This window comes from Pseudomonas sp. BIOMIG1BAC, assembly GCF_001705995.2.
GTDB lineage: Bacteria > Pseudomonadota > Gammaproteobacteria > Pseudomonadales > Pseudomonadaceae > Aquipseudomonas > Aquipseudomonas sessilinigenes.
This window is the reverse complement of sequence record NZ_CP049045.1, coordinates 756913-772764: the sequence shown is the minus strand read 5'-3', so window position 1 is coordinate 772764 and position 15852 is coordinate 756913. Positions and strand designations below refer to the sequence as shown.

Here is a 15852-nt window from a genome sequence, read left to right as displayed (position 1 = left end):
TGTGCATAACCCTTGTGCGGTGATTCCGGTCTACAACCATGAAACCGCCGTACCAGCGGTCGTGGAGGCGCTCCTGGCCCGGGGCGTGCCTTGCGTCCTGGTGGACGATGCCAGCAGCCAGCAATGCGCCGCAGTACTGGAACAATTGGCAGGTCGCGAGCAGGTGTTCCTGGTCCGCCTGGCGATCAACCAGGGCAAGGGCGGCGCGGTCATGGCCGGGCTGCGGGAGGCGGCGCACCTGGGTTTCAGCCATGCCCTGCAAGTGGATGCCGATGGCCAGCACGACCTGACGGATGTGGATAACTTCATCCAGCACTCACGCCTTGCGCCCCAGGCCCTGGTCTGCGGTTATCCACAGTACGACGCCAGCGTGCCCAAGGGGCGCTTGTATGCCCGCTACCTGACCCACATCTGGGTCTGGATCAACAGCCTGTCGCTGCAGATTCCCGACTCCATGTGCGGCTTCAGGGTCTACCCACTGGCCCCGACCCTGGAGCTGCTCGACTCCGTGGCACTGGGCCGGCGCATGGATTTCGACCCGGAGATTCTCGTGCGCCTGTCCTGGCGCAACCAGGCCATGCTCTGGCTGCCGACCCGGGTCCACTATCCCCAGGACGGCCTCTCGCACTTTCGCCTGTGGCACGACAACGCGCTGATTTCCAAAATGCACGCCAAGCTGTTCTTAGGCATGCTGGTGCGCTTGCCGCTGATCCTCTGGCGCCGGTGGCGTCCATGAGCCAGGAACCCTCCAGCAGGCATTGGGCCGAGCATCGCGAGCGCGGCAGTTTCTGGCTGATGAAGCTCACCGCCTTCGGCGTACGGGTCCTGGGACGCCGTGTGCTGAGCCCGCTGCTGTACGCCATCGTGTTCTATTTCTTCCTGTTCGGACGCAGCGCCCGCCGCAGTATCTGGCAGTACCAGGAGCGCCTGGCCCGCTTTGCCGGGCGCGACGACCTGCTGCCCAGCCAGCGTCGGGTGTTCGGCCAGTTCATGGCCTTTGCCGATGCCCTGCTGGACAAGCTCGATGTATGGAACGGCAAGCTGCGCCTGGAACAGATCGAGATCGTCGATCCGGCCGGCCTGCGCCAGCAACTGCGCAGCGAGCGTGGCCAACTGCTGGTGGGCGCGCACCTGGGCAACCTGGAAGTCTGCCGGGCGCTGGCCGAGCTTGGCGAGCAAGTGACCATGAACGTCCTGGTACACACCCGGCACGCCGAGCGCTTCAACCGCCTTCTGGGCGAGGCCGGGGCCAGCAACCTGCGGCTGATCCAGGTCAGCGAGCTGGACCCGGCGACCATGCTGCAACTGAGCCAACGCCTGGAGCGCGGCGAATGGCTGGCCATCGCCGGCGACCGCGTCCCCCTGCATGGCGGACGCAACGTGCGGGTGGACTTTCTCGGCCACCCCGCAGCCTTTCCCCAAGGCCCCTGGCTGCTGGCCGGACTGCTCAAGTGCCCGGTCAACCTGCTGCTGTGCCTCAAGCACCAGGGCCGTTACCAGGTGATCCTCGAACCCTTTGCCCAAGCCGTGCAGTGGAAGCGCAGCGACCGCCAGCAAGTGATCGCCCAGTGGACCGCCCGCTACGCCGAGCGCCTGGGCCAATACTGCCTAAAAGCCCCGCAACAATGGTTCAACTTCTACCCATTCTGGAAAACCGATGACAACCTCGACCCATGAGCCGGTAACCTTCGGCGAACACCCCTTGCGCATCGAAGACGTGCTGGCCCTGGCCAACCGCCAGGTACCGACGCGCCTGCAAAGCGACGCCGACTGGCGCCGGGGCATTGCCAAGGGTGCGCAGTTCCTCGACTCCCTCCTGGACAAGGAAGGGGTGATCTACGGCGTGACCACCGGCTATGGCGACTCATGCGTGGTGGCGGTGCCACTGGAACATGTCGAGGCCCTGCCCCGTCATCTGTACACCTTCCACGGCTGCGGCCTTGGCCAACTGCTCGATCCACAGGCCACCCGCGCCGTCCTCGCCGCGCGCTTGCAGTCACTGTGCCAAGGCGTCTCCGGGGTCCGCGTGGAACTGCTGGAACGCCTGCAAGCCTTCCTCGACCTGGACGTCCTGCCGCTGATCCCGGAAGAGGGCTCGGTGGGCGCCAGCGGCGACCTGACGCCACTGTCCTACGTGGCCGCGACCTTGTCCGGCGAACGCCAGGTGCTGTTTCGTGGCGAACGCCGCGAGTCGGCCGACGTCCACCGCGAGCTGGGCTGGGAGCCGTTGGTACTGCGACCCAAGGAAGCCCTGGCGCTGATGAATGGCACGGCGGTGATGACCGGCCTGGCTTGCCTGGCTTTCGCTCGCGCGGACTACCTGCTGCGCCTGGCAACCCGTATCACGGCGCTGAACGTGGTGGCCCTGCAAGGCAATCCAGAGCACTTCGATGAACGCCTGTTTGCTGCCAAGCCCCATCCGGGGCAGATGCAAGTGGCAGCCTGGTTGCGCCAGGACCTGGCGATCGACGCGCCTGCCGCGCCCCTGCACCGCCTCCAGGACCGCTATTCCCTGCGCTGCGCGCCCCATGTACTGGGCGTGTTGGGCGACAGCCTGGGCTGGCTGCGCTCGTTCATCGAGACGGAGCTCAATAGCGCCAACGACAACCCGATCATCGATGCCGAGGCCGAGCGCGTACTCCACGGCGGGCACTTCTACGGCGGGCATATCGCCTTCGCCATGGACAGCCTGAAGAACCTGGTGGCCAACGTTGCCGACCTGCTTGACCGCCAACTGGCACTGCTGGTGGACGTGCGCTACAACCATGGCCTGCCGAGCAACCTGTCTGGCGCGGGCGCTGAGCGAGCGATGCTCAACCACGGCTTCAAGGCGGTACAGATCGGCGCCAGCGCCTGGACGGCCGAAGCCTTGAAGAACACCCTGCCGGCCAGCGTGTTCTCGCGCTCCACCGAATGCCACAACCAGGACAAGGTGAGCATGGGCACCATCGCCGCCCGGGACGCCATTCGTGTGCTGGAGCTCACCGAACAAGTGGCCGCCGCGAGCCTGCTGGCCGCCAACCAGGGTGTCTGGCTGCGCAGCCGAGAAGCCGATGCCCGGCCCCTGCCTCCGGCCCTCGCGGCCATGCAGCGGCAACTGGCCGAGGACTTCCCTCCAGTGATCGAGGACCGGGCCCTGGAGGGCGAATTGCGCCTGTGCCTGCAACGCATCGCCAACCGGCACTGGAGGCTGCATGCGTAGCCAGGGAGCGATATACGCCGATACCCAGATCCTGGTGCCGTTCTTCGACATCGACACCATGCACGTGGTCTGGCACGGGCACTACGTCAAGTACCTGGAGGTCGCCCGCTGCGCCCTGCTGGACAAGCTCGGGCACAACTACGAGCAAATGCGCGACTCCGGCTACGCCTGGCCGGTGATCGACCTGCAATTGCGCTACGTGCGTGGCGCGGTGTTCGGCCAGACCCTGAACGTGCGCGCCAGCCTGGTGGAATGGGAGCACCGCCTGAAGATCAACTACCTGATCACCGACCAGGCCAGCGGCGAACGCCTGACCCGCGCCAGTTCGGTGCAAGTGGCCGTGGACATCGCCAGCCGGGAAATGCAGCTGGCTTCACCCAAGGTATTCACCGACGCCGTGGAGCGCCTGCTGCCATGAATTTCTGCAAACCCTTGCTGCTGGCCTGCCTGCTGGTGCTGGGCCTGCCCTCCCAGGCCCAGGCCTTCGATCTGCAACAGCTGAGCGACCAGCTTGCGCGACCGGAGGTGATCCATGGCCGCTTCATCCAGGAAAAACACCTGCGGGCCCTGGCCCAGCCACTGACCAGCAAGGGCCACTTCGTCCTGGCCAGGAACCATGGCCTGCTGTGGCTGTTGCAAACACCACTGCAGCAGGACTACCGCATGACGCCCAAGGGCATCGCCCGACGCGACGGCGCAGGTTGGCAGATGCTGCCGGGCAAGAGCGCCGGGGCCGAACAGAACCGCCTGTTCCTCGCCGTCCTGCAAGGTGACAGCAGCGGCCTGCAACGAGACTTCGAACTCAAGTTGCAAGGCAGCGCGCAAGCCTGGCAGTTGCAGCTGATTCCTCGCTCGCTGCTGCTCCAGCAGATCTTCACCCAGATCAACATCGAGGGCGGCAGCCTGGTGCAGCGCATCGAACTGCTGGAGACCCAGGGCGACCGCACGGTGATGACCATGCAGGACAGCACCAGCGCCCAGCCCCTGAGTGACACGGAGCAACATGACTTTGCCGAGTGAGCGCTGGTTACCGCGATGCTTCCTGATCCTGCTGGCGCTGGTCCTGGCCCTGGGTGCCTGGCAATGGCGCCATGGCGCGCCGCTGTCGGCCAATCTCATGGAGCTGGTGCCTGGCACGGCTCCCGACGCCCTGGAGCTCCAGGCCGAACAACGTATGCAGGAGCCGTTGAACCGGGAGATCCTGGTACTGGTGGGGCATGCCGAACGCCAACGGGCGCTGGACATGGCCCGAGAGCTGGGCGAGCAGTGGCAAGCCAGCGGCCTGTTCGACAAGGTCCAGTGGAACCTGCAAGCCGACCTGCCGGCGCTGCGCAAGCAACTGCTGCAAGGCCGCCTGGCGATGCTCTCGGCCAAGGATCGCCAACAGCTGCTCGAACAGCCCCAGGCCTTCATCCAGCAACGGGTACAGAGCCTGTTCGACCCCTTCGCCGGCTTCACCCTGGTACCCAGCCAGGATGACTGGCTGGGCCTGACCGGGCGCATCCAGAACAATCAGCCGCAACACGGTGCGGTACAGCTGGACGTCGGCAGCGGTGCCCTGGTGGCCGAGGCCGATGGCAAGCATTGGGTGTTGCTGCGCGCCCACACCGGCGGCAACGCTTTCGACATGCAACTGCCCCTGCAAGTGGCCGAACTGCTGCAGCACAGCCGCGAGCAAGCGGCCACGCAGCAGGTGCAGCTATTGGCGGCCAGCGGCTTGCTGTATGCCGCCAACGGACAACAACAAGCCTCGCGGGAAATCACCTGGGTCGGCGGTGGTGCGACCCTGGGTATCCTGGCGCTGCTGCTCCTGGCCTTTCGTCGCTGGCGCGCGCTGCTGGCCTTTGTCCCGGTGCTGGTGGGCATGTCGTTCGGTGCCGTGGCCTGCGTCGCCCTGTTCGGCCACATGCATGTCATGACCCTGGTCCTGGGTTCGAGCCTGATCGGGGTCGCCGTCGACTATCCCCTGCATTACCTGTCCAAGAGCTGGAGCCTGAATCCCTGGCGCAGCTGGCCGGCCTTACGCCTGACCGTGCCGGGCCTGACCCTGAGCCTGGTCACCAGTTGCATCGGCTACCTGGCCCTGGCCTGGACCCCCTTCCCGGCCCTGACCCAGATCGCTGTGTTTTCCGCCGCTGGCCTGCTGGGGGCCTACCTGTCGGCGGTGTGCCTGCTGCCGGCGCTGCTCAAGCATGTAGAGCCACGCCCGGCACGCTGGCCACTGCAGGTCGCCGAAGCCCTGCTCCGCCTCCGCGCTGCGCTACTGGCGCGAGTGCCGAGCCCGATCTTGCTGGTCCTGCTGGGGCTGTTCTGTGCCGCCGGCCTGTGGCAACTCCAGAGCAAGAACGATATCCGCCAGTGGGTGAGCGCGCCGCCACAACTGCTGCAAGAGGCCCAGGCCATCGTGCGGATCACCGGCTACCAGCCCACCAGCCAGTTCTTCCTGGTGCGGGCGAGCGACCAGCAGCAACTCCTGGAGCGCCTGAATGCCCTGGATGAGCGCCTCCAGGCATTGGTCAGCCTGGGCAAGCTCAAGGGCTACCTGGGCCTGAACCAGTTACTCAGCCCTCCCGAGGACCAACAGCGCGTGCGTGCGGCACTCGGCAAGCTGCCCGGTTTCTGGCAGCCACTGCTGGAGCTGGGCGTACCGGAACACGCCTTGCAGGCTGAACTCCAAGCGCTGCAACAGCTGCCCGTGGAAGACATCGACAGCGCCCTCGCCGGTCCCCTGGCCGAGCCCTACCGACCGCTATGGCTGGGAGCAACGAGCGATGGCGTAGCGGCGATGGTCAGCCTGCAGGGCCTCAATGACGCCGCCCTGCTGCGGGTGCAGAGCGACGACTTGCCAGGAGTGCAGCTGGTCGACCGCCTGGGCGAGCTGAACCGGGTGTTCGCGGCCACCCAGGTCAGCGCCGCCGAGCTCAAGCTGGCCTCCTGCGTACTGATCGTGCTGTTGCTGATCCTGCCTTTCGGTATCGGTGGCGCCCTGCGCCTGGTGGCCCTGCCACTGTTGGCGGCCCTGTGCAGCCTGGCCAGCCTCGGCTGGCTGGGGCAACCCCTGACACTGTTCAGCCTGTTCGGCCTGTTGCTGGTGACCGCGATCAGCGTCGACTACGCGATTCTCATGCGCGAGCAGATCGGCGGCGCCGCGGTGAGCCTGCTGGGTACCTTGCTGGCAGCCCTGACGACCTGGCTGTCGTTCGGCCTGCTGGCCATCTCCAGTACCCCGGCGGTGAGCAACTTCGGCCTTGCCGTGAGCCTGGGGCTGGCGTTCAGCTTCATCCTCGCGCCCTGGGCCGGCCACGGGGCGCATCCGGGAGCCACCACCGAGCAACCAACGTGCTGATCCTCCTGTTCTGGCTGCTGGTCCTGGCCCTGTTCGCCCTGGCCACGCACGTCGGCCGACGCCTGGGCCTGATTCCGATCGTCAGCCAGCTGCTGCTGGCGACCTTCGGCCTGCCTCTGCTGATGCTGCTTTGGGTCGAGCCCCATTGGGGGCTCAGTGGTGCGCAACTGGTGGCGCCGTCGTGGCTCAAGCACTCCTATAGCCTGGGCTTTGCCCTGCTGCTGGGACATATCCTGAGCGATGTCATCGACCTGCGCCTGGATCGCCAGAGCCTGAAGATCGCCCTCCCGAGCTTTTGCCTCCCCTTTGCCTGCGGCCTGGCCGCAGCCACCTGGCTAATACCGCAACAAGCCTGGCTGGGCACCCTGGCGCTGGGCTTGCTGTTCGCCATTACCGCCATTCCAGTGCTCTACCTGTACCTGCGGCATATCCAGTACCCGGCCCGGGCCACACGGCGCCTGGTGCAGGCCGCGATCCTCATCGACCTGACCTGCTGGAGCCTGTTCGCCCTGGCCCAGGGCAGCCTGGAGCTGAACAGCCTGCTACTGCCCCTGGCCGGCGCCTGCCTGCCCTTGCTGCTGCGTCGCCTCGGCCTGCGCCACTCCATGGTCTACAGCCTGGGCTTCTTCGGCCTGCTGGTGGTCGCCGAGCACTACCGGCTCAATGCCCTGATATTCGGCATCGGCTACCTGCTGTGCATGGCGGCCCTCAAGCTACCGCTGGCACTGCCGTTAAAGGCAGCCTGGATGGAACGCTTGCAGACCTTTGTCGCCATCCCGCTGATCCTGACCTTTGGCATCGTGCAGATCGATGTCCATGGGGCCATGGACAGTCTGGGCTGGGTGCAACTGCTGGCGCTGCTGCTCTTGCCGATCGCCAGCAAGCTGCTGGGCAACTGGCTGGGCCTGAGCTGGGCCGGCGCGTCTTTCGAAGGTGCCAGGCGCTGGCACGAAAGCCTGCTGCTGAACATCCGCGGCCTGAGCGAGATCGTGTTTCTCAACCTGCTGCTGCAACAGCAACTGATCAGCCCGGCGCTGTACTTCGCGCTGATGCTCATGGGCCTGATCGCCACCCTGCTACCGGCCCTGGCCGGCCTGCACCGAATACCTCCGGCCACGCAGAACGTGGCCTCCTCGAATCTGAACATCGCCAAACCGGCAAGGAGCCCTAGTGCCAACAGTTGAAATGGAACGTCGCCAGGTCGTGGTGATCGGTGCCGGCCCTTCAGGGGCCATCGCGGCCGCGCTGCTCAAGCGCCAGGGCCACGACGTACTGATCGTCGAGCGCCAACATTTCCCGCGTTTCTCCATCGGCGAAAGCCTGCTGTCCCACTGCCTGGACTTCGTCGAGGAGGCCGGCATGCTCGAGGCCGTTCAGGACGCCGGTTTCCAGCTCAAGAACGGCGCGGCCTTCGCCTGGGGCGAGCACTACAGCACCTTCGATTTCGGCGACACCTTCAGCAACGGCAAGCCCACCACGTTCCAGGTCCAGCGGGCCGACTTCGATCAGTTGCTGGCCGACCAGGCGGCCCTGCAAGGGGTGCAGATCCGCTATGGACAGGAAGTCATCGCGGTGGACATCGAGCGAGCACAACCACAGCTGGAATGTCGCCGCGAAGACGGCAGCCAGTACCGTATCGAGGCCGACTTCATCCTCGATGCCAGTGGCTACGGCCGGGTCTTGCCACGCTTGCTGCAACTGGAGGCCCCCTCGAACTTCCCGGTACGCCGGGCGGTGTTCACCCATATCGAGGATCGCATCGACTGCGAGCACTTCGATCGCAACAAGATCCTCATCACCACCCATCCGGAACACCGCGACATCTGGTTCTGGAGCATTCCCTTCAGCAACGGGCGCTGTTCGGTGGGCGTGGTCGCCGCCGAGTCTCACTTCGCCGGGCGCGATAGCGACCTGGATGCCTGCCTGCGCGGCTTCATTGCCCAGACCCCGAGCCTGGCCAGGGTCCTGCAAAACGCCGAGTGGGACACCCCGGCCCGGACCATCGGTGGCTACTCGGCCAATGTCAGTACCCTGCACGGCCCGGGCTTCGCCTTGCTGGGCAATGCCGCGGAATTTCTCGACCCGGTGTTCTCCTCGGGCGTGACCATCGCCATGCGCTCGGCGAGCATGGCCGCCAGCGTGCTGCACCGTCAGCTGCAAGGCCAGAGCGTGGATTGGGAAGAGGAATTCGCCGAACCGCTCAAGCGCGGCGTGGACACTTTCCGCTGCTACGTCGAGGGCTGGTACGCCGGCACCTTCCAGGATGTGATCTACCACCCGGGCAGCTCCCAGGAGATCCGCCGCATGATCAGCTCGATCCTCGCCGGCTATGCCTGGGATACCCGCAATCCCTTCGTCAGCGAACCGCGCCGCCGGCTCAAGGCGCTGTCGGAAGTCTGTGCGAGGGCTTGCGCATGAATGGCCAGAACCCGCAGTTCCTGAGCGACAGCTACGTCGAGGAAACCCGCTTCGGTTTCTGGTTCCTGCGCAGCCAAACCTGGCAGCACCATGTGCTGCGGGTGGCTATCAACGATCTGCGCTCACTGTTCGATGGCGAGCCGCCGCGCAACCCGGTGCTGCTGGATGCCGGCTGCGGCCAGGGCAAGTCCTTCCAGTACCTGCGCCAGGTGTTCGCGCCCAAGCGCCTGATCGGTGTCGATGCCGACCCCCATAGCCTCAAGCTCAGCGCCGAGGAAGCCCGGCGCCAGCAGTGGGAGGTGGAACTGATCGGCAGCGATTGCGCCACCTTGAAAGTGGCGGACGCCAGCGTCGACCTGCTGTTCTGCCACCAGACCTTCCACCACCTGGTGGAACAGGAAAAAGCCCTGGCCGAGTTCTATCGGGTGCTCAAGCCCGGCGGCTACCTGCTGTTCGCCGAATCCACCGAGGCCTATATCGACACCTGGGTGATTCGCTGGCTGTTCCGCCACCCGATGCACGTACAAAAAAGCGCCGGTCAGTACCTGCAGATGATTGCCCGGCAAGGTTTCGAGTTCACCCAAGACAACGTGTCCTATCCCTACCTGTGGTGGAGTCGGGCCAAGGACTTCGGTCTGCTGGAACGCCTTGGCCTGCGCCAGCCGCCGCCGGTGGGCCAGCGCGAGGAAACCCTGGTCAATGTCGTGGCCCGCAAGCCACTCGATCCCCCTGTCGACGAGCAAGGTCCATCCGCATGATCCGTGCCCTGCTGCTCGGTTGTCTCCTGTTGCTGGGCGCGTGTGCCAGCCGGGCGCCGCTACCCGAGCACACGCCCTCGCTGCCATTGCCGTTGCAACTGCATGTGCAGCGACAACTCCAGGACCAGAGCCAGGACTGGCTACTGGTGGTCCAGGCCGAGGGCCAGGCCCTGCGTTGGTCGTTGATGGACCCCCTGGGCATTCCCCTGGCACGCCAGCGCCTGGTAGCAGGACAGTGGCAGGCCGACGGCCTGCTGCCCCCCAATCCGCAAGCTCGGGAGCTGTTCGCCGCACTGCTGTTCGCCCTGACGCCCGGGGAGCAATTGTCCGACAGCTACCCTAATGCCCACCAACAGGACAACCAGCGTCGCCTGGAGCCACGCTGGCAGGTCGACTATCGACAGGCGCTGGATTTCACCCTGGAGCTAACGGACGGCCCGCGTTACCACATCACCGCGTTGAGCGCCGAGGCCACGCCATGACCGCTTATCTCAATGCCCTGGGAGTGATCTGCGCCCTGGGACGCAATCGCCGTGAAGTCGCCCGCAGCCTGTTTTCCGGGGACTGCTCCGGGATGCGCGAGGAGCCCCGATGGGTGCCCGGTCGCAGCCTGCCGGTGGCAGCGATACAGGGGCCGTTGGCCGACATGCCGGCCGGCCAGGAGGCTCACCGCAGTCGCAACAACCAGTTGCTGCTGGAGGCCACGCTACAGATCGAGGATGACATCCACCGGGCCATCCAGCGCTATGGCCAGGCCCGCATCGGTATCGTCCTGGGCACCAGCACCTCGGGGATCGACGAAGCCAGCCAGGGAATCGCCCGTTACCTGCAGGACCACAAGCTCCCCGCAGACTACGACTATCGCCAGCAGGAACTGGGGGCACCGGCAAACTTTCTCGCCGACTGGTTGCAACTGAGCGGTCCGGCCTATGTGATCTCCACCGCCTGCACCTCCAGTGCCCGGGCCCTGCTCAGCGCCCGGCGCCTGTTGGACCTTGGGGTCTGCGACGCGGTGTTGTGCGGCGGTGTCGACAGCCTGTGCAAACTCACCCTCAACGGTTTCTCAGCCCTGGAGGCGGTATCCGGCCAGCGTTGCAATCCGTTTTCCCAGCATCGCAACGGCATCAACATCGGGGAGGCGGCAGCGCTGTTCCTGATGACCCGGGAGCCCACGCCCGGGTCTTCCAGCGCCCTGCTGGGCGCGGGTGCCAGCTGCGATGCCTACCATATTTCCGCGCCGGCCCCCGATGGTCGCGGCGCGTTGCAAGCCATGCGCCAGGCCCTGCGCAGCGCCGGGCTGGAACCGGGACAGATCGGCTATCTGAACCTGCACGGTACGGCCACCCAACACAACGACGCCATGGAAAGCCTGGCCGTGGCGCAGCTGTTTCCCGATGGCGTGCCCTGCTCTTCGACCAAACCCATGAGCGGCCATACCCTGGGTGCCGCCGGAGCCCTTGAAGCGGCGTTCTGCTGGTTGGCCTTGAGCCCCGACAATCCCGCCCGGGCCTTGCCGCCCCACGTCTGGGACAACCAGGCCGATCCGGCCCTGCCAGCACTGCGCTGGGTGACCGCAGCCGACCGCCTGGACGTCCACTTACCGCGCCGCCTGATGAGCAACTCCTTCGCCTTCGGCGGCAACAACGTCAGCCTGATTATCGGAGATGCCCCATGATTGACTGGCCCCTCGCCGAACTGCTGCCCCATGCCGGGGACATGATCCTCATCGACCACGTCCTGGACTTCGATGAAGAACAGATCCACACGCGCCTGGAGGTTCGCCCCGGCGGCCTGTTCAACCGCCCCGACGGCAGCCTGCCGGCATGGGTCGGCATCGAGCTGATGGCCCAGAGCGTCGCGGCCTACGCGGGCTGCCGCGCCCGCCAACAGGGCCAGGCAGTGGAACTGGGCTTCCTCCTGGGCACCCGCAAATTCCAGTGCAATGTCGAACATTTCCCGGTCGGCAGCATCCTGCAGATCCATGCCTTGCGCTCCCTCGAGGACGACAACGGCATGGGTGTGTTCGAGTGCCACCTGGATGGGCCCGGCATCACCGCCAGCGCACGCCTGAACGTGTTCCGTCCGCCCCAGGTCTCCGATTACCTGCAGGAAACACCTGCCCCCTCTACAGGAACCCCGTCATGACTGACTCCGTACTGGTCACCGGCTCCAGCCGTGGCATCGGCCGCGCCATCGCCCTGCGTCTGGCCCAGGCCGGCTATGACCTGGTGCTGCACTGCCGCAGCGGCCGCAGCGAAGCTGAAGCCGTCCAGGTCGAGGTCCAGGCCCTGGGCCGCAAGGCCCGCATCCTGCAATTCGACGTCTGCGACCGCGCGGCCTGCAAGGCCGTACTGGAAGCCGATGTCGAGACCCATGGCGCCTATTACGGCGTGGTACTCAACGCCGGCCTGACTCGCGACGGTGCCTTCCCGGCCCTGGGCGAAGAGGACTGGGACCAGGTGCTGCGCACCAACCTCGATGGTTTCTACAACGTCCTGCACCCGGTGATGATGCCGATGATCCGCCGCCGCGCCCCTGGCCGCATCGTTTGCATCACCTCGGTCTCGGGACTGATCGGCAATCGTGGCCAGGTCAACTACAGCGCGTCCAAGGCCGGCCTGATCGGCGCCGCCAAGGCCCTGGCCATCGAACTGGGCAAGCGCAAGATCACCGTCAACTGCGTGGCCCCGGGCTTGATCGACACCGCCATGCTGGACGAAAACGTGCCGGTGGAAGAACTGCTGAAGATGATCCCGGCGCAGCGCATGGGCACCCCGGAAGAGGTGGCCGGCGCGGTGAACTTCCTGATGTCCGCCGAAGCCGCCTACATCACCCGCCAGGTACTGGCGGTGAACGGGGGCCTGTGCTGATGAAACGCGTGGTCGTCACCGGCATGGCCGGCATCACTTCCCTGGGCAACGACTGGGCCAGCATCGTCGAGCGCTTCGCCGCCAACCGCAGCGGGATCCGGCGCATGGACGAATGGGACAGGTTCAGCGAACTCAATACCCGCCTGGCTGGCCCCATCGACGATTTCCTCGTGCCCGGGCACTGGACCCGCAAGCAATTGCGCAGCATGGGCCGGGTCTCGCGGCTCGCGGTCGGCGCCGCCGAACAGGCACTGGCCGATGCCGGGCTGCTGGGCGACCCCTCGATCAAGGATGGGCGCATGGGTGTGGCCTGCGGCTCGTCCACCGGTAGCACGGACGAGATCAAGGCCTTCGGCAACATGCTGCTGAACTCGGTGGCCGAAGGGCTCAACGCCAACTCTTACGTGCGCATGATGCCCCACACCACGGCGGCCAATATCAGCATCTTCTTCGGCCTTACCGGGCGCCTGATCCCCACCTCCAGCGCCTGCACCAGCGGCAGCCAGGGCATCGGCTATGCCTATGAGGCGATCAAGTTCGGCCGCCTGCCGCTGATGCTCGCCGGCGGCGCCGAAGAGCTGTGCCCCACCGAAGCCATGGTGTTCGATGCGTTGTATGCCACCAGCCTGAAGAATGACGCGCCCCACAGCAGCCCGCGGCCCTACGATTGCGATCGCGACGGTCTGGTGATCGGCGAAGGCGGCGGCATGCTGGTCCTGGAAGAGCTGGAGCACGCCCTGGCCCGGGGTGCGCGGATCCACGCGGAAATCGTCGGTTTCGGCAGCAACGCCGATGGCCAGCACACCACCCGCCCGGAGCAGGCCACCATGCGCCGGGCCATGGAGTTGGCGCTGGAGGACGCCGCCCTGGCGCCCGCCGCCATCGGCTACGTCAATGGCCATGGCACCGCCACCGAACAGGGCGATATCGCCGAGACCCAGGCCACCAGCAGCCTGTTCGGCAGCCGCATGCCCATCAGCTCGCAGAAGAGTTTCCTCGGCCACACCCTGGGCGCCTGCGGGGCCCTGGAGTCCTGGTTCAGCATCGAGATGCTCAACCGCGACCTGTACGTGCACACCTGCAACCTGGACCGGGTCGACCCTCGCTGCGGCGAGCTGGACTACCTGCAGGGTGGCCTGCGTGCCATGAGCCATGAATACGTGATGAACAACAACTTTGCCTTCGGCGGCGTCAACACCTCGTTGATCTTCCGTCGCTGGTCCTGACCCCCACTGGAGAAAATGGAATGTCTTCCCTGCTTCGCGCCACCTTGATCGTCCTCGCCCTGCTGGGCACCGCAGCCTGCACCAGCAAGCCGATGTACACCCCCAACCGGAACATCCCGGCCACCATCCAGGCCGACCATGAGCAAGTCAAACAGGCGATCCTGAAGAACCTGGTAGCCCGCAAGTGGACCGTGCAGCAAATCGGCCCCGACCTGATCCAGGCGGATATCACCGTACGCCAGCAGTTCTACGCGAAGATCGATATCCAGTATTCCGCCAGCCACTACAAGATCGTCTACCGCGACAGCCGCGAGCTGGACTACAAGGACGGCAAGATCCACAAGAACTACATCCGCTGGGTACGCCTGCTGGACAAGGGCATCCTGCGGGACCTGCGCGACGGCCAGAACCAGCGCACCGCGCAACAACTGTCCAACTCGACCAAGGCCTTTCCCGCGGCCCAATGACCCCCTGTAGCCGCTGTCGAGCGCCAGCGAGGCTGCGCACGGGCACAACGCGGGCGTAAGCCTGCGACCCCTGAAGGCCTGACGGCCAGGGTGCAACCTCGCCCGCTCGGCAGCAGCTACAAGATCGATCAGCGTCTACACTCGCAACAGCGGGCCGACGCGCCATGACGGCTTGCCTTTCACATCCGTCAAGGAGCCGACCATGCAAGTGAAAGCGCTGATTGCCCTGGCCCTGTTATCCGTCTTCAGCCCTGACAGCCGGGCCACCAACCTGATGTACATGCCCTTCGAGAGCGTAGTGTCCGATGCCCTGCGTGCCGGGCGCCTGGACGGCAGCGTGAGTTTCTACCTGGCGGGCAACCCGCACCCGGCGGTGTTGCAGGTCAAGGCGATCGAACGGGCCACCAACAAAAAGACCAATGCCTTCAACAAGAGCGATATCGCTGCCTGCGAATGGGCCCTGCAATCGGCCCTGATTAGCCTGCAGGCCGAAGCCAAGCGGGTCGGCGCCAACGCCGTGACCAATATCGTCAGCTACTACAAGCACCGTGTGCGCAAGGACCTCAACACCTACGAATGCCACGCCGGAGTGTTGATGGCCGGCGTAGCGCTGCGCGGCGACCTGGTGTTGCTGCAAACACCGCCCCGCGCCAATAGCCCTTCAGGGCATGGCCCCGGTCTTGCGCGTGAGTAGTTCGACAAAGGCCTTGGCCATGGGCGAGCACTGGTCCTTGCGCTGAACCAGCCACACCGCCGTCATCGCCTCCGGGTCCAGCAACCGGCGATAGACCACGCCATCGATGCGCATACGCTGGTAGGACGCCGGCAACACCGAGACGCCCAGGCCCGCGGCCACCAGGCCGATGATAGTCATGGCCTCCGAAGCCTCCTGGGCGAAATGCGGGGTGAACCCGGCATCCCGGGACAGGTTCAGCAACTGGGCGTACAAGCCGCTGCCATAGCTGCGGGGAAAGAACACGAAGGGCTCGTGGGCCAGCTCGGACAGGTACAGGCCTTCTTCGCGCCCCTCGGCCAGCGGGTGCTTGGAACTGAGCACCGCCACCAGCGGCTCGCGCAACAGCTCCACCACCGACAGCGAATCCGGCAGGGGCAAGGGTCGCATGATGCCGACCTGGATGGCCTGGTCTACCAGCGCCTCGGCCACCTGGGTGCTGCTCATTTCCTTGAGCTTGAGGTGCACCGCGGCAAAACGTTGGCGAAAGGCGAAGATCGCCTGGGGAATCGTCGAGTTGAAGGGCGCCGAGGAGGTGAAGCCGATCTTCAACTCGCCCAGTTCACCCAACTGCGCGCGTCGGGCCACGTCAGCTGCCTTGTCTACCTGGGCCAGCGCAAGGCGGGCCTCTTCGAGGAACAGCCGACCGGCCTCGCTGAGTTCGACCCGACGATTGGTGCGCTCGAACAAGCGTGCGCCGATCTCTTGCTCCAGGGCCTGGATCTGCTGGCTCAAAGGCGGTTGGGAGATGCCCAGGACCTGGGCCGCGCGGCCGAAATGCAGCTCCTCGGCCACGGCGATGAAGTAGCGCAGATGACGCAATTCCATGAAG

Annotated in this window: 17 protein-coding genes; 16 read left to right on the top strand and 1 reads right to left on the bottom strand. The window is 65.7% G+C overall.

Going from position 1 to position 15852, the window contains the following annotated elements; all coding sequences use genetic code 11:
- Position 1 precedes the first annotated feature (1 nt).
- From ATY02_RS03500 to ATY02_RS03425, 16 genes are all read left to right on the top strand, one after another.
- Positions 2 to 736, top strand: coding sequence for a glycosyltransferase family 2 protein (locus tag ATY02_RS03500; protein WP_068578642.1), 735 nt, complete (start codon positions 2 to 4; stop codon positions 734 to 736).
- Positions 733 to 1677: a glycosyl transferase gene (locus tag ATY02_RS03495; protein WP_068578645.1), complete on the top strand. Its 945-nt coding sequence runs from the start codon at positions 733 to 735 to the stop codon at positions 1675 to 1677. Before ATY02_RS03500 ends, ATY02_RS03495 begins: the two co-directional genes overlap by 4 nt.
- On the top strand, positions 1658 to 3202 hold the full coding sequence (locus tag ATY02_RS03490; protein ID WP_068578647.1) for an HAL/PAL/TAL family ammonia-lyase: 1545 nt from the start codon (positions 1658 to 1660) through the stop codon (positions 3200 to 3202). The genes ATY02_RS03495 and ATY02_RS03490 overlap by 20 nt, the downstream gene beginning before the upstream one ends.
- The gene (locus ATY02_RS03485; RefSeq protein ID WP_068578649.1) at positions 3195 to 3620 is read left to right on the top strand and encodes an acyl-CoA thioesterase; all 426 of its coding nucleotides are present in this window, start codon (positions 3195 to 3197) and stop codon (positions 3618 to 3620) included. Before ATY02_RS03490 ends, ATY02_RS03485 begins: the two co-directional genes overlap by 8 nt.
- Entirely contained in the window at positions 3617 to 4222 is a 606-nt protein-coding gene (locus ATY02_RS03480; protein ID WP_068578651.1) for an outer membrane lipoprotein carrier protein LolA, read from the top strand. Before ATY02_RS03485 ends, ATY02_RS03480 begins: the two co-directional genes overlap by 4 nt.
- On the top strand, positions 4206 to 6548 hold the full coding sequence (locus ATY02_RS03475) for an MMPL family transporter (protein WP_068578652.1): 2343 nt from the start codon (positions 4206 to 4208) through the stop codon (positions 6546 to 6548). Before ATY02_RS03480 ends, ATY02_RS03475 begins: the two co-directional genes overlap by 17 nt.
- On the top strand, positions 6542 to 7732 hold the full coding sequence (locus tag ATY02_RS03470) for a sodium:proton antiporter (protein WP_068578655.1): 1191 nt from the start codon (positions 6542 to 6544) through the stop codon (positions 7730 to 7732). The genes ATY02_RS03475 and ATY02_RS03470 overlap by 7 nt, the downstream gene beginning before the upstream one ends.
- Positions 7719 to 8966 carry an NAD(P)/FAD-dependent oxidoreductase gene (locus tag ATY02_RS03465; protein WP_068578657.1) on the top strand — a complete coding sequence of 416 codons (1248 nt, stop codon included), beginning with the start codon at positions 7719 to 7721 and terminating at the stop codon, positions 8964 to 8966. Before ATY02_RS03470 ends, ATY02_RS03465 begins: the two co-directional genes overlap by 14 nt.
- Positions 8963 to 9724 (top strand): class I SAM-dependent methyltransferase, encoded by a 762-nt coding sequence (locus tag ATY02_RS03460; RefSeq protein WP_068578659.1) that lies wholly within the window; start codon positions 8963 to 8965, stop codon positions 9722 to 9724. The genes ATY02_RS03465 and ATY02_RS03460 overlap by 4 nt, the downstream gene beginning before the upstream one ends.
- The gene (locus ATY02_RS03455) at positions 9721 to 10206 is read left to right on the top strand and encodes a DUF3261 domain-containing protein (protein WP_068578661.1); all 486 of its coding nucleotides are present in this window, start codon (positions 9721 to 9723) and stop codon (positions 10204 to 10206) included. Before ATY02_RS03460 ends, ATY02_RS03455 begins: the two co-directional genes overlap by 4 nt.
- Complete coding sequence (locus tag ATY02_RS03450; protein ID WP_068578663.1) at positions 10203 to 11399, top strand: beta-ketoacyl-[acyl-carrier-protein] synthase family protein; 1197 nt, start codon at positions 10203 to 10205, stop codon at positions 11397 to 11399. The genes ATY02_RS03455 and ATY02_RS03450 overlap by 4 nt, the downstream gene beginning before the upstream one ends.
- The gene (locus ATY02_RS03445) at positions 11396 to 11869 is read left to right on the top strand and encodes a hotdog family protein (RefSeq protein WP_068578665.1); all 474 of its coding nucleotides are present in this window, start codon (positions 11396 to 11398) and stop codon (positions 11867 to 11869) included. The genes ATY02_RS03450 and ATY02_RS03445 overlap by 4 nt, the downstream gene beginning before the upstream one ends.
- Positions 11866 to 12594, top strand: a complete 729-nt coding sequence (gene fabG, locus ATY02_RS03440) for a 3-oxoacyl-ACP reductase FabG (protein WP_068578667.1) — start codon at positions 11866 to 11868, stop codon at positions 12592 to 12594. Before ATY02_RS03445 ends, fabG begins: the two co-directional genes overlap by 4 nt.
- A complete protein-coding gene (locus ATY02_RS03435) occupies positions 12594 to 13820 on the top strand; it encodes a beta-ketoacyl-ACP synthase (protein WP_068578669.1) in 1227 nt (408 codons plus the stop codon). Before fabG ends, ATY02_RS03435 begins: the two co-directional genes overlap by 1 nt.
- Positions 13821 to 13840: 20 nt before the next feature.
- On the top strand, positions 13841 to 14287 hold the full coding sequence (locus ATY02_RS03430) for a hypothetical protein (protein WP_068578672.1): 447 nt from the start codon (positions 13841 to 13843) through the stop codon (positions 14285 to 14287).
- Between the two features lie 202 nt (positions 14288 to 14489).
- Positions 14490 to 14981, top strand: coding sequence for an excinuclease (locus ATY02_RS03425; RefSeq protein ID WP_068578674.1), 492 nt, complete (start codon positions 14490 to 14492; stop codon positions 14979 to 14981).
- On the opposite strand, the gene ATY02_RS03420 is transcribed toward ATY02_RS03425, so the two are convergent.
- Positions 14949 to 15848 (bottom strand): LysR family transcriptional regulator, encoded by a 900-nt coding sequence (locus ATY02_RS03420; protein ID WP_068578677.1) that lies wholly within the window; start codon positions 15846 to 15848, stop codon positions 14949 to 14951. The genes ATY02_RS03425 and ATY02_RS03420 overlap by 33 nt on opposite strands.
- Between the last annotated feature and the right edge of the window lie 4 nt (positions 15849 to 15852).